This is a genomic window from Bacteroides sp. L10-4, from assembly GCF_013373675.1.
Taxonomy (GTDB): domain Bacteria; phylum Bacteroidota; class Bacteroidia; order Bacteroidales; family Bacteroidaceae; genus Bacteroides; species Bacteroides muris.
In genome coordinates this window covers 1-15,105 of record NZ_JABXJH010000018.1, presented here as the reverse complement: position 1 = coordinate 15,105, position 15,105 = coordinate 1, and the positions used below count along the sequence as shown (strand labels likewise).

Sequence of the window (15,105 nt, the reverse complement as noted above, 5' to 3'; positions counted from 1 at the left end):
TACTATTATTGTTTGTTCATTTTCTCAGCACGCTCTACATTAAGAAGCCTTCCTGTAGGAACAACCTCTATATCTTTGCTTATCAGTACATTTTTAATAGTTTTGAAGATTATTTTCAAATCCATCCCCAACGAAAAATGTTCCACATAGTACGCATCCATTTCCAAACGATCATCCCATTTCACTGCATTACGCCCATTCACCTGTGCCCATCCTGTAATACCTGGACGGACTGTATGACGCAAACGCTCATGCTCAGTATAATATGGCAAATATTCCAGCAAAAGCGGACGAGGTCCAATAAGTGACATATCTCCTTTCAAGACATTAATCAACTGAGGAAGCTCATCAATAGAAGTCTTTCTCACAAAACGTCCCACTTTGGTAATTCTCATCTCGTTAGGCAACAGATTACCATCAGCATCACACTCATCTGTCATACTTTTAAACTTAATGACTTTGAATATCTTGCCATTCTTTCCGGGACGTTCCTGAAAGAAAAAAACACCTGCACCTTTGTTGGCAAAGTGAAGCCATAAGGCAATTAATACCAATGGTAGTAATAAGACACTCAACGCCACAAAAGCAATACAAAAATCTATTATACGTTTAAAAAAATGTTTGTACATAAGAACCCTTCAAATTATCATAAATTCAGATATGTATATAATAAGCAATCAATTTAAGGTATCCCCTTTAAAAGGGCATAAGTGTGCCAATCGTCAATTGTCAATGATAAGCCCTCTCTAAAATTCCTCGAACTCCTCTTCTGTCATCATCCGGCGCATGCTTTCCGGCAAGCGCATCAGGCAGTCGTGACGAACGCTACACCTTTTTTTATTTTTTGATAAATGGTGAGGCTCATCTTAGCTTCCTTACACAAGTATACACGCACAAATACGTGCCGCATCAATCTTCTTTCCCCAGTTGAGGGAAGTAATGACATCGTTTGTCTATTGTTCCATTGTTAATATTATTGACATATAAAAATTATAGTATCAAGATTACATTGTGTGAACATCTGCAAAAAAAATGGCTAATAACCCCGAAAAATACACTGCATATTTTGAATACAGAAACACGGTTCATAAACCTCTATACTATGTCCGTAAACCTCAACTTTAGGGTTCGCCAAGTACACGTTCTTGAGTTGCATAATCAAGTTCTTCCTAAAGGGATTTTACCTTACGTTTGGCAGCCTTACGAAATTTGCGTTCTTCAGACTTTAAGGTACATTAAACTCCAACTATATATTACGCATTACAATATCTTTAGTTATTGATTTGTAATAATCTAATACAATTCTTATATCAAAGTCTTTTTTAGCTTTTGCATTTGACGCTTCTGCCATCTCTTTTTTTCTATTTTGTGGAAGTTCTATGAATTTTATCATCGCTTCCGCAAGAGCAATATGATTTCCTGGTGGTATTAAAAAGCCATTAACTCCATTTTCTACAGTTTCTTGGCATCCCGGATTAGTAGTCGTAATTATAGGACGCCCCATAGAACAAGCTTCCATTAAAGATTTATTAAGTCCTTCCAAATATTTGCTAACTAAAACCACTACCACTCCATCTCTGAGAACATAAGAAGGGACATCATTGGTCGTACCTAAATAGTTGATAAATCCATTATTATGATCACTTTTCACTATTTCTTCAGGAACCCCCATAGGACTATCTGTTGCTAAAGCTCCCAAAAGTTCTATCTCTATATTAGGATACTTACGTTTTATAATTTTAGCTGCTTCAACATATTCGGTATACCCCTTATCATAAAGAACTCGTGCTATCATTAAAAATTTCGTTGTTTCAAATCGCATTGGCTTATAAGGATAAAGATCTAAATTGACACCTTCTCCACCTTTAAACCAGATTAAATTATTAGGTTTGCAATAATTACCATTAAGAAGCACTTCTGCATTTGCAGCATTTAAACAAATGATCTTATTAGAACGTCTCAAACTAAATTTATACAAACTACGACCAATCCTTTTTTTTAATGAATTACCCTCAAATACATACCCCAAACCAGCCACCATAGCAACGCATGGTAATTTCAATAACCTTGCAGCTATTGTTCCATAAATATTTGGTTTAATTGTATAATGAAATATTATATCGGGAAGCTCTTTTTTATAAATCATATATAGCTCCCAAAAATATTTTAAATCAGAAAAGGGATTAATGCTATTCGGACTTAGCGATACAAGATTCACTTTCCATTTTTTAGAAAGCTTCTCCAATTCCACTTCTGTGACCTTCTGTTTAGCAACGACAATAACAATCTCATACCCCATTTTCTCATATTCATCAATAACTTCTTTACGAAAATGAATAAGGCCACTTAAACAATTATTACAAAAAAGAATTTTCTTCATAATTAGATATTTAAACATAGGACTTCACACAAATGATATTTCACTAATATATAGCATCATTACTGTCCCATTAAAATCTAAAAGAGTTCTTTGAAATATTTGAAATTTGGTTAGTTACAACGATTCTCCGAGCGAACGGACTTGAATTTGTAGCTTTGCATCAGATTAATCCGATGGCATATGTTCCAAGACAAATACGTCTTCGCTCAATTGGCTTCATTTCTGAATCGAAGTAAGTTTAACCGCATAGTCACCAAGTATGATGGTGACAAATATGTGAAGCGCTTCACCTGCTGGAATCAACTACTTGCTTTGATGTTTGTCCAACTTTCTAATTGTGAAAGTTGGCGAGATTTGATCGTTGCTCTTGAAGCCCATCATTCCAAATGTTATCATTTAGGAATGGGTAAAAATGTATCAAAGTCATCGCTGGCAAGAGCAAATCAAGATAGAGACTATCACATCTTTGAAGAATATGCTTACAACCTGGTTAGCGAAGCACGACAAAAGTGTGCTAATCATATTTTCAAACTTGGCGGTAACGTTTATGCTTTAATTCGACAACTATTGACCTGTGCCTTTCAGTCTTTTGGTGGGCAAAATTCCACAAAAAGAAAGGTGGTATCAAAGTGCATACATTATATGATGTGGAAACACAGATTCCTGCATTCTTTCATATCACGGAAGCATCCGTGCACGATTCTAAAGTCATGATTGAAATTCCTTATGACCCAAGCTCTTATTACATCTTCGACCGAGGTTATAACAACTTCAAAATACTGTATAAAATTCATCAAATTGAAGCCTACTTTGTTGTCAGAGTAAAAAAGAATCTCGGGTACAAATCCATCCAATGGAAACGTAGACTGCCTAAGAATGTGCTTTCAGACGCAAATGTACTTCTAACAGGATTCTATCCTAAACAATATTACCCAGAGCCACTTAGGCTGATTAAATATTGGGATGAAGAGCAAGAACGAGAATTTACATTCATAACCAATGCGATGCATATATCTGCGCTTCAAGTTGCTGAACTTTATAAAAATCACTGGCAGATAGAGCTATTTTTCAAATGGCTCAAGCAGCACCTTAAAATCAAAAGATTTTGGGGAACTACAGAGAATGCTGTTCGAATACAGATATATGCTGCTATATGCGCTTACTGTTTGGTGGCAATCATTCAACACGATATGCAACTGGACAGAAGTACATATGAAGTGTTACAAATACTGAGTATCTCATTGACTAATAAGACTCATCTGAGAGAGCTCTTTAATAAAACTAAATTTCAAAAGGACAAAGAACGATTCGGACCAAATGGGCCAAGTTTGTTTAATTTTTAATTCGTCCCAATTTTAATGGGACACTAATGATATAGCATATTACCAAACAGCATTCTTCAAGCAAACTTTAACAATCTCCCAAAGTATAATAGTTCTATACCGTAATCTCATCAAAATTGGATTATTGCTTCTCGTATTACTTGGAGTTACATTGTTTCCATGACGGCGGAATAACATTAATGATTCTTTAAGAAATTTACGCTTATAGAAAAAACCTCCATAAACACCTATCCAAAAATCGTGACCTACACCAGATTCTGGAAAAGGCAGTACCTTATCCAAAATCTTCCGCTTAAAAACAGTACAACATCCAGTTGTTGTGCAAGACTTTATATTACGCCAAAATTCAGGATGAGGCATTGCAAATTCTTGAATTACCTGCAAATTACCATCTACAACTTTTCGCCCGTGAAGCAGAATGTCGCAATCATTCATATTTGCCATAACGCGCTCTACCTTGTTAGGCATCCATACATCATCTTGGTCAGCAAGGAAAATAATGTCACCCTTTGCCTGACGAAGAGCATTCTCAAAGTTATGAGTAGCATAATCGAAGTTATAGTGATACTTACGTGAGTGCTTATAAGCATGTAGCTTTATACGAAAATCATGGTAAGCCTCTAATATTGCTAATGTATTGTCTGTGGAACCATCATCAGATATCACAATCTCGTCTCCCGGCTCCAGCTGGCTTAGAATACTATCAATCTGTTCTTTAATATATTTCTCGCCATTATGCGTAGCTATACATACTGATATCATTTAACCATCAATGTTTTGTAATAGTCATTCAACTTATAGTACACACTATCCCACAGGAAGTTTTCCTCGCAAAAACGAATCAGATCTAGTGATTTATTTCTTTTCTTAAGACTAACAAATAGTTTTTTTGCTTCTGCCATATTTGAGTAGTATAGATTGAGTGGCGATGGAGCACCATAGTCTTCCACTCCTGGAATCTGAGGAAGTATAGAGGCAGTACCTAAGAATCCTGCCTCTAATAAAGCATTATTTGCTGTTGCAAATGTCAAAGGAAGAAATGAGTAATCACAATCATTAACCACAGAAAAATACTTGTCGTCGGGAATTCTCGGATATACTACAACATTACAATAATTATAGAATTGTTCTTTGATTCGTTGAGGTTGTCCTATCATATGAAAACAAATATCATTCCTATGTTCCAAACAAAACTTTATGATAGTTTCCATTGTATCATAATCTCGATAGTTTTGACCCAAAACACATACATTGATTTTACTTTTGTTTAATCCACTTTCAACCTTCTTAAATTTGGGTCTGTTAAAACCATGAGGAATAAACACAGAATCAAGGTTATATTTTTCCTTCAGTATCCTTTTTTGATTAGTACTTAACACGACAATGCCATCCAAACTTCTCAAAGCTTTAATAAATGAAGATTTACACCTTCTCTCTTCCTCAATATTAAGATGTAGGGTAGCCACTGTTTTATGTTTATTTAAGCGGAGAAATGGTACAACTAACGTATCACCATAGAAGTAATGAACAACTGTATATCTCAGTCGCTTAAAGCGGGAAATAATACCAAGAAAAATTACATTAAGTATCTTTCCTCTTTTACTAACGGGAATGAACCCAAAAGGAACATTCTCCCCCATTAAACAGTCTGTTTCCGGATTACCTATAATCGAATCGTACCCACCTGCTGAAGAATGGCTATTGTCACGATAGCCAACATATAATATTCTTTTCATTATTACTAAATTACACTATGATACGGTATGAAAAGAGACTCATACTGACCATGAAGTGTCTGATTAAATAAAATGAATCTATAAACAATATATACAAAAAACGCCAACCATAATTGTGACTTATTTCTGAACTTCTTTTCCATACCTAATAGTAATAACATCCCAACACCACCAGATGCCAATATTCCTATTCGCGAAAGATATGGTATGGCAAAGGCTACAGTACGATTAAAATACATTCCAAAAATATAAAGATTCAAAAGTGTATGATACATATTGTTTTGGTATTCTTCTTGTGTTGAAGATGCTTTAGAAAAATAGTGGTTACCAAAGTAATGATACAACCAAATGAAAAAAGCTCCACTACAAAATGATAGTATAATGCTCGAAACCGAACGAATAGAATACTCAGCGATTCCTCCATACATATAGCCATCAATCTTTTCTTGAATATCTCCATCAAAAGAACCTATTGCCAATAGCGAATTAATTGAATCAAGAAAAGAGACAACTGAAGAAGACGCAAATCCTATCATTATACTGGCAAAATACATAAATAACATCATCACCAAACTAAATCTTTTGCGTGGCACAAAATAGAAAGGAATAATCAAAAGAGTTGCAATGTGAATTGTAGATGCAACAATGACATAAAGAAAAAACTTTTTGAAATTTCGTTCTACAATATGTTTGAAACCCAAAATAACAATTATGGATGCTAAGGCAAAACGCACAGGAAAGATACTACCAACAAAACAACCAAATATAACACTTGTAATATTATTCAAACCCACATATTTAGCAAATTTGATATTCAAAAGTACGATTAGAGCAGATTGAACTATCAGCATTGCCGTGTAAGACTCACCTGAAAATCGTCGTACAATATCATTAAGAAGCCACCACCCATATTCATTATAATAGATAGGCTCAGAAGGATACATAAACATTCCATAATAAGAATCCCAGTCTGTACCATTCTCCCAACGCAGCCCCTGAAACAGTACTACAATAACAATCGCAAGAATTTCTATGAATATTTGTTTTTCTCTCTTTACTCCAACAGATACTAAGATAAGAAAGGCCAACAATGAAAAGACAACGTAATATATCATTTATTCACAAATTTCAGAACAAATTTCAGTGCAATATTTGACCAACAGAACTCAGGATACTCTTTTTCAAAAGACATAACTTGACTAGAACAATTGGCTAATAGCTTTTCATTGTTCAAAAACATTTTAATACATTCTGCTAATTCAATAGGTTTGTTATTAGCAAAGAGCAAGCCATTCTTCTTATGTGTCAATATTTCCTTGAATCCATCAAGGTCAGAAGCAATAATTGGCTTACCAAATGTATAAACAGTTTGAGGAATTCCGCTCTGTGACATAGTAATATATGGACAAATCACAAATGATGATTGACTAATTACTTCACACAATTCAGCATTAGAAAGACGCTTATTGATTAATAATACGTTTGGATTATTACTTAAATCTTCAAGGCATGGATCATTTCCTTTGCCAGCAACTACAAGTTTACAACAAAAACGATAGTCTGCCAATAACTTCATCGCTTCATTCAAGATGGGTAATCCTTTATATGGCAACATACTTCCAAAGAACAAGAAATATTTCTCAGGCAAAAACAAAGTGTTCTTTACAGATATCGTTTTATAAGTTTCAAATAATCCAAAGTTCAAACGATGAATCTTTTCTCTCTTAATATCTTTATAATTGAAAATATCACACAATGAATTATCAGAATAAATGATTATATCAATAGAGCTTTTGAAAAGGTACTTTAGCAATGGCGAAGGTTTGCTAAAATCAGGGTGAAAATGATTACATACTTCATGCAGCGAGACGACTATCTTGCAGTTCAGTTTCTTCAAGAATGGCAGATACTCACAAGAATAATAACCACCTATGATATTGACAATTTCGTAGTTCTGCTCATTGATAAATGAAGAAGATTTAGTGGCATAGTAATCGGAATACCATCCAATGACATTCCGCACAATGGGGATACGCTCATAGGGTCTTGGCATCTTCAACGAGAAAAGTCTAACCGAATCTGATTCACCAAAGTAAGAGAACATCTCAATCCAATTATTCACTGCAATTTCCTCAACTCCATACTTACTTGACTGATACGAACAATTGAAAGCTTCTAGTTCTGAAAACGATATATAGTAGAAAAGATAAATATCTACTGCATATCCCATTTCAAGGAACTGTTTTGCCAACGGGAAGGTACTCCCAGTAAACCCTTTTGTGATTAATGCTATTCTTTTTTTCATTTTTCAGCTTTGTGAAGTTCGTAATAGATTTGCTATATTGTACATAATCGTACTCACCCATTTTATGCATATTTGATGCATAAAATCAAAATCTATTTCAGAAGGGGTACTCCTTCTGATTTATTTCTTCATATCATCTTTATTTCTTACTTTTGTATAAAAAACCATATTTCCCAATATCAATTGCTATGTTTACATTATCTTCTTTAACATACCATATAACTCACAAAATCCGCTTTTTAAAAATTCTCGGAATGAAATCCGATATTCTTTAAGAACCCAGCGAGGCCAGTACCAATTGTTGTATGCCAACTGCACTCCCCCTTGAATGAGTATTATACCAAGCAACCCAAGACTCGTAAATTGTAAAACAACAAAGTCGCCTATACAAATTAAAAATCCAGAAATAAGGGCTGCCGGCACAAATGGTACTTGATTTCCTGAACTGATAAATATTGCAAAATTTGAGTGGTTCTCCTCGAGGAAACAGACCAAAGAATACAAAAGTAAAATATTAAGAGTAGGAAGCTGAGCATTAGAGCCAATTAAATTTAGAGCCCAAGAACCAAGAAAAACCACTACGGCCAAACCACAAATACATAGTAAATAATATACAATGATAGAGTATGAGAAACGCCGAATTGTCATAACTCTATCTCCTTGTATTCTGTATGATATAATTTGCGGCTGTAATGTTCCAAAAAATGTTACACTAATACTTGTTACAATCGTAACAAATTGCATCATCAAGCCATAGGAAGCAACTACGTCTGACGCGAGATACAAACCAATAAGGAACATACCAAATTGCCGTGTACAATAAGTGCCAATAAAGTTAACTCCAACTTTTTTCGCATTATACCATATAGCTTGGAAAATTTCACTTTTAAGTTCATCTGAAAAGGCTTGACCATATAGTTTTGAAATAGTACCATTATCATAAAAAAAATGATGAGCTAAATATCTGCCTAGAAAAGGAGAGATGAGATTAGCAATGCAAACTCCCATTAGACCAACACTAGCAAGAAGCAGTACATAAACTAAGACAATCTGCAAGACCTTACTAGCAAGAATACATTGTTTTGACTCTTTAACCAATCCTCTACCTACAAGCAACGAGTCATAATATTTGAAATAAATTGAAAAGAATGATGAAGTGCAAAATACCAACCAGATAGCAAACGAGTTATCAACGTTGGAGAACCCTTCCGTTACAAAATACATATACCATGTACCCAAAGTCATCAACAAAACAAGTACAATAGCACTTATGATACGGAAAATTCTACGCGTCACGCTCAAAAGGCACGCCAATAGCTGATAATTTACCGTCCCAGTACTTCCCTCAACAATTCCCTCTTTTAGTAATTTAGTCGCCCCACTATATACATATGAAACCTGTCTACTAATCTGTGGAGTAAAGCCAAAATCCATTAAGGTTACCAGCGTTGTAACTGTCAACATCAGATAATTCATCGCAATCTCTTCTGTACTTAGCAAGTGGAGTATGAGAGGCAGAGTAATAAGTCCTGATGCAATATTAAAAAATTGCGAAACGTAGCTCCAAATAATGTCCCCTTTTGAAATATCTATATTTGACATAAGCCCTCTTTATTTAGAACAATTTCAATAATAAGTCTATAACAAATTCTTTTTTGTGAGTTTTATAATATAGAAGTTTCAGTTTAAGTTGTATCAATTTCAGCCAAAAAGGCTTCACCCCCTTCAGTGAAAGATATCCTTCAATCCATATAATGGACTTTGGCACATTCTTAAAAATCTTATAGTTCCATTTTAGGGCTATTTTACTATCCGCAATCTTGTTGCTACCATCAGCATCCTCATCCCATAATTGACAAATTGGTTCAGCATTGTCCACTTGAGGATAATGAAAAAAATTCAACAAGCGATTTATACCTAAACCGGAACATGACAACGGTATATGATTCTTATAAGCATTTATAAATAATAACGTATATTTTTGTACTTCATCAACATAAGGATAATTTAAAGTTTCTCTTGTTTGTTTGTTCTTTGCGACAACGACAGTGCCATTTTCCTCAAAAAAATGAAGACTTGTACCTGATGGTTCAAATAAAAGATGCTCAAAAATCAAACAATTCCTATAAAACTCACTTTTTTGATAAGAAGATATTTTTATCGAATCAAAATATACTGAATATCTGTTACCAACATTTGTTTTACATTTGATAGAATCATGAAATTGTAAGCCATAAATATTTGCGTCAATTCCTTTATTATGAAGATAAGATTCCAACATCAATTGACCATTTCCATTTATACTATTATTTACAAGTCCTATCTTGCCATCAAAGATGCCATTTTGCACCAAATACTTCATTAAAAAGCAAGACTGTTTAGCCATCGTCCCAGTACATAATTCTATTAATTGATTCAACTTATCATCATAAATACCATTGTATAAATCTTCTCTTGTTACGATAGAATTAATCGAAATTTTCAACCTATCTGAAATCAATCGTCTCTGCGTTTCATTCTTTGCAATGAGAAAAGTATCATAAATTTGATTCCATGAATAAACTGCCCTTTGAAGTAAGCTATCTTTATATATCGTCAAAGTTTTCTGTTCATATATTAAGGGAAGCCTTAACAGATTCTTGTTTAGGCAAATGTATCCTACATCCGCTTCTTCAGGATATAGACACTTATAACATTTCTCCAACAAATAGCCTTCTCTAGCAACGAACAACAGTTTGTCAATATTTTGTTTCAATCTTTCCTCGTGCAACCAATTACAGAAGTCATATATCAATGGACCCAAGATAGAAAAGCCAATATTATAAGCTGATTGGTTGAATTCGGTCCTATTATACAAACAAGATAGTGAATTTATATGATTTTCAATATAGCTAGATGTAACTACATTCTGCAAAGCGTTCCAATCATACCACCGTTCCAAAGAATCTATCCCATTATTCATTGCCTGATAGATATCGTTGTTATCATCATCTCCAATGTGTAATACTTGCGCTGCAGGAACGTTCAATTTCTTCAGCAATATTTGAAAAAGTTTTCCAGAACGCTTTGTTTCTCTTTCTTCAGATGAAATGAACAAAAAATCTGCCTTAATACCGAGTTTATTAAACAACTGTTCAAAAAAGCTACGAGGCAAATACATATCCGTAGTTATGGCTATTTTTTTCCCAATACCACGACAATAATTAACAAACTCTACCATCGGAGCATTAGGAATACAATTTTCAAGTTCAACATATATCTCAATTTCTTTTAGCAATTTGAGAGTATCAGCCTTATATTTTAATTGAGAATATATTTCATCTAATGTTATATCTTGTCCGATGTGCTGACTACGAGCTATCCTTTCAGCTTTTATTCTGTCTCTGTAGAATGAGGATATCGTGCATCCTGTCTTCTTTATATATAGTTCTTGAACTATGATAAAAATATCTTCGGGAGTTGCTACAGATCTAAATATCAATGTATCAAATACATCAAATGAAACATACTCATATTTAGAAATATCGTTTTTTTGCATATATAACTCGTTGTAAGGTAAACATCCAATTCTCCCCAAACCAATCTTAAACATTTGATTTTCTGCCTATTTATTAGTTTGAGTTAAATGTAATAATGTAAGATTTAACATTTCAGGACCCTATTTTTAGGGATTTTGAACCGAATTATCCTCGTCCAAACCCAATTTCGGACCAAATTTCTCTAATTGTTGTAAGCACTCAATTTAGGGCATCCCCTTTTGAAAGGGCACTTTTCTGTGCCCTAAATCGAGTTTTGTTAATTAATTAGTTTTGAAATTAACATTGGCTTGTAGCCAAAGTGATTTTGTCAGGAACCATGTTAACATAATCCCGGCATCCGTTAAAGATTTTTTTGAAAAAAGTTCCGATGAAGTTCCAGACAGAACTGCCATGAAGCTTTACCGTTCCTATCATACTGTGATAAGTTGCAGCCATCCCAGCACCGGCATCACTACCATATTTAAACCGAGCTGATTTCAACTCATTGCCGATAAATACATAAGCATTGTATCCGTCGGACATAATACTCTTCAATTCTGCATCGCCCAAAAAGTCTGTAAGTACCTCACGACCACGCGAGCCATTCTCATAGAAGAAAATGGCTGTTTTCTGAGCCTTGTTGACCAGCACCCAAATGTAGCACTTCTTATAGTGATCATATTTACGCACTTTACACCAGGTCTCATCGCAATTCACAATCGAGTCTTTTTCCAAAGCTATGGACTTCAATACACAGACCAATTCATCCAGGTATTTCTTGCCTTTCTTAAGCCAGTTGCACAATGTGTTTTTAGAAACGGTCATGCCCATATCTGTCAGCTATTGACGAAGAAGACCGAAAGTCACATTCTACTTTTAAACTTCATAGGCAATAGCCTGCAGAAATTCAGGAGTGGCTCTAGTGCCTTCAAAATTGGTTACTACCTCCGGATGGCTTTCAGAAAGGAAATAACCCCACCCGGGCTTTTTACCCAGTTCTGCATAATGAACCATCTCAAAACATTTTTCCGCAAGGAAAGCAATCAATAGCCATTTTTTGACTGCTTACATAAAGAATATCAAAAAAGGACTTGAGTTTTAAGTATCATTAGTTTGGATTCCTATCGTTCATAGAAAAGGAAGTTTGCCGAGGCATGAGTGCTAAAGAGTTATTCCACAATATACCTCTCCACATTCCGTGTCTCCTTGCTGAAGTTCACCCCCACTTTCACCAGCCGCCTGCCATCCAGCACATAAGGAATCAGACAACCTCTCTCATCAACTTGCTTCAAGGCATCTTCGGCACTGCCGTTCAGCTTGAACTCAAAGACGTAAACGGTATCTTTTGTCCGCACCACGGCATCGGCACGACCACGCGCACTGCGCACTTCCGCCTGTACGAATTGACCCAGCAAAGTGAAGACGACATAAAAGATGGCCTGATAGTGGCGTTCGGTATTGTTGCTCAGTTCGTAGGGAATGCCTGCAAAGAATACTTTCAGGCGTTCCATGAATGCATCTACATCACCGGAACGGAGTTCACGCATAAACCTGGCTATGTGAAAACCGGTTTCATCATCAGTCACTCCTGTATAATAAGGAACCAAGAAATTCAAGAAACCATAGCGTACCTCATCATTGGGAAAGCCCAAAGTGTACAATAAAACATCCCTATCGTAGTCTTTGATGGTCAGATAACCACTCTGATAAATCATGGGAAGCGGATTCTTTACTTCCGCACGATACTCAAAAAAGGCGGAAGCCGTCACTTCAACTCCCTCAATCAGAAGGCGCAAATCATAATCACTCTCTTTCAATAAATTTACCAAATAGGTAGGAGTACCGGTCTGAAACCAGAAATTATCCAAAATCTTCGACTTGCATGCATTCAATACACTGAAAGGATTAAAAACCCCTTCACAATGGGGGTAAAAATGATAACCGTCATACAGCTTGGTCATCTGCTCCAAAGTTGTATCGAAGTCCATCCCATTGGAAACACCCAAACGTTCTATCTCCGGAGTAAACGTTGTGAGCAGTTCTTCCTTAGTAATACCACATAAAGAAGAATAGTCGGGCCATGTACTGATGTCCTGCAACTGATTTAAATCACTGAACACGCTAATCTGCGCAAACTTCGTCACACCCGTCAAAAAAACAAAGCGGAGATAACGGTCGGCACTTTTCAGTACCCCATAAAAGGCTTTCAATATCCGACGATATTCTTCCGTTAGCTTTTCATCCGAAAGAGCTTGAAGCAAAGGCTTATCATATTCATCAATCAACACTACCACTTGCTTACCCGTCTGGGCATACGCCTGCTCTATCACATAGGCAAAGCGCTCTTCGGGACTACGTTCCTGCTTTTCCGCACCATATTTCAATTCCCACTTTTCCAGATATTGATTAAGCATGGCTACCAAATCTCCGGCTGTTTCATATTTACGGGCATTCAAATCCAGATGCAATACAGGATATTCCTCCCACCGGGTTTCCAGTTTTTCGATGGCAAGTCCGTGAAACAAATCTTTACGTCCTTGGAAGTAAGCTTCGAAGGTAGATATAAGCAAACTCTTACCGAAACGGCGAGGACGGCTCAAAAAATAGGGAGTGGAATTGGATGCTATCTTATAGACCATTGCTGTTTTGTCTACATAAAGATAATTTTCTTCACGCAGCTTTTCAAAAGTCTGTATACCAATCGGCAGTTTACGCATCTGTTCCATCTCATTTCTCTTTTTTAGAAGCTATATGCAAATATACGTTTTTTCTTCAAAGAGAAATTCTATTTATACATTTTTATTCCATTTCTTCCCACGGATAAGGATTATCCACCACATTCCGAAACTCGTTAACCGCTTCTTGCTGTTCTGCCGTGAGCGATGCGGAATTCCAGGAAGCAATGATAGAACGGCCCTCGTCGGCCAAAGGCTCATCGAAAACCTCTCCATAACAAGCCGTAAGCAAGCGGAGTTTCAGCAAAGAGGAAGGAAGGGAATCAAGGGTATCCCAGCAACGCCTCAATACCTCCTGCACATGCTGCTGTTTTTCACCATGGTCAATGAACGAGGCACTATACCCCTTCAAAAGCGCAAGACATACATTTGCCTGCTCCTCCACCGTGGTGCCCCAGGTGCCGGAATTATACAAAGTTGTGGTCAAGCGATAGACTTCGCTGTTACGACGGGACAAGTCATCACTATAAATAGGACTGCCGTCCATACCCAAATACATCAAGTCGTGCGCGGCACGCTGAAGGAGGAGTGCTTCTTCTAAAAGAGACATGCTATTTTGATTTATGATTTCAGAGTTATGATTTATCTATCACCAATGACTAATCATTGATTATCGACGATTATTTGATTACTTCGATGAGGTCTGGATGGATGGTCGCAATGGCAACGGCGATGATACCTTGTATAGCAATCACTACACGACGGTCACGGGCACCTTTTACCTTTAGAAAAACACCTTCTTGACCCTCGAAGTCGCCACCGGTGATACGGACTTTCGTACCTTTGGAGAGATTCAGCTCTTCGGGTTGGAAATAGAGAAGATGGTCATTGTAGGTACCGGCGACGGCTATGAAACGCTGCATATCATGGTCGGGAATGATTATTTTCTGACCGCTACGGGTATCGGTGATATATTGCAAATAAGTAATTTGAGACTTAAATCGCTGCACTTCGGAAGGACGTGCGTGGACAAAAACCAGATTACGGATGACGGGAACCAAAGCACGGACTTTCCTGCCCCTACGGATACTTATCTTATATTGCATGGGAATGAAACAGCCAAGATTTGCCTTTTCGAGAAGATGCAT

11 protein-coding genes and 2 pseudogenes are annotated in these 15,105 nt (G+C 36.2%); 1 reads left to right on the top strand and 12 read right to left on the bottom strand.

Annotated elements, in window-relative coordinates:
- Positions 1 to 5: 5 nt before the first annotated feature.
- The gene (locus HU824_RS07785; RefSeq protein ID WP_176468555.1) at positions 6 to 629 is read right to left on the bottom strand and encodes a sugar transferase; all 624 of its coding nucleotides are present in this window, start codon (positions 627 to 629) and stop codon (positions 6 to 8) included.
- A gap of 617 nt (positions 630 to 1,246) precedes the next feature.
- On the bottom strand, positions 1,247 to 2,380 hold the full coding sequence (locus tag HU824_RS07780; protein WP_176468554.1) for a glycosyltransferase family 4 protein: 1,134 nt from the start codon (positions 2,378 to 2,380) through the stop codon (positions 1,247 to 1,249).
- 180 nt (positions 2,381 to 2,560) lie between these two features.
- Here HU824_RS07780 and HU824_RS07775 point away from each other — a divergent pair.
- Positions 2,561 to 3,723: pseudogene (locus HU824_RS07775) on the top strand (IS4 family transposase).
- 39 nt (positions 3,724 to 3,762) lie between these two features.
- Here HU824_RS07775 and HU824_RS07770 read toward each other — a convergent pair.
- From HU824_RS07770 to HU824_RS07725, 10 genes and pseudogenes are all read right to left on the bottom strand, one after another.
- Positions 3,763 to 4,485, bottom strand: coding sequence for a glycosyltransferase (locus tag HU824_RS07770; RefSeq protein WP_176468553.1), 723 nt, complete (start codon positions 4,483 to 4,485; stop codon positions 3,763 to 3,765).
- The gene (locus HU824_RS07765) at positions 4,482 to 5,459 is read right to left on the bottom strand and encodes a glycosyltransferase (protein ID WP_176468552.1); all 978 of its coding nucleotides are present in this window, start codon (positions 5,457 to 5,459) and stop codon (positions 4,482 to 4,484) included. The genes HU824_RS07770 and HU824_RS07765 overlap by 4 nt, the downstream gene beginning before the upstream one ends.
- Before the next feature lie 5 nt (positions 5,460 to 5,464).
- Positions 5,465 to 6,574: an EpsG family protein gene (locus tag HU824_RS07760; RefSeq protein WP_176468551.1), complete on the bottom strand. Its 1,110-nt coding sequence runs from the start codon at positions 6,572 to 6,574 to the stop codon at positions 5,465 to 5,467.
- Complete coding sequence (locus tag HU824_RS07755; RefSeq protein ID WP_176468550.1) at positions 6,571 to 7,764, bottom strand: glycosyltransferase family 4 protein; 1,194 nt, start codon at positions 7,762 to 7,764, stop codon at positions 6,571 to 6,573. Before HU824_RS07755 ends, HU824_RS07760 begins: the two co-directional genes overlap by 4 nt.
- A 192-nt stretch (positions 7,765 to 7,956) precedes the next feature.
- On the bottom strand, positions 7,957 to 9,366 hold the full coding sequence (gene wzx, locus HU824_RS07750) for an O-unit flippase-like protein (protein WP_176468549.1): 1,410 nt from the start codon (positions 9,364 to 9,366) through the stop codon (positions 7,957 to 7,959).
- A 13-nt stretch (positions 9,367 to 9,379) separates the two neighbouring features.
- On the bottom strand, positions 9,380 to 11,356 hold the full coding sequence (locus HU824_RS07745) for an HAD-IA family hydrolase (protein ID WP_176468548.1): 1,977 nt from the start codon (positions 11,354 to 11,356) through the stop codon (positions 9,380 to 9,382).
- Between the two features lie 223 nt (positions 11,357 to 11,579).
- Positions 11,580 to 12,320 (bottom strand): annotated as a pseudogene (locus tag HU824_RS07740) (transposase); the annotation flags it as partial.
- Positions 12,321 to 12,451: 131 nt separating this feature from the next.
- Positions 12,452 to 14,008: an ATP-binding protein gene (locus tag HU824_RS07735; protein WP_176468547.1), complete on the bottom strand. Its 1,557-nt coding sequence runs from the start codon at positions 14,006 to 14,008 to the stop codon at positions 12,452 to 12,454.
- Between the two features lie 73 nt (positions 14,009 to 14,081).
- Entirely contained in the window at positions 14,082 to 14,567 is a 486-nt protein-coding gene (locus tag HU824_RS07730; RefSeq protein WP_176468546.1) for a UpxZ family transcription anti-terminator antagonist, read from the bottom strand.
- Positions 14,568 to 14,637: 70 nt separating this feature from the next.
- A partial coding sequence (locus tag HU824_RS07725) for a UpxY family transcription antiterminator (protein ID WP_176468545.1) occupies positions 14,638 to 15,105 on the bottom strand: 468 nt, incomplete at its 5' end.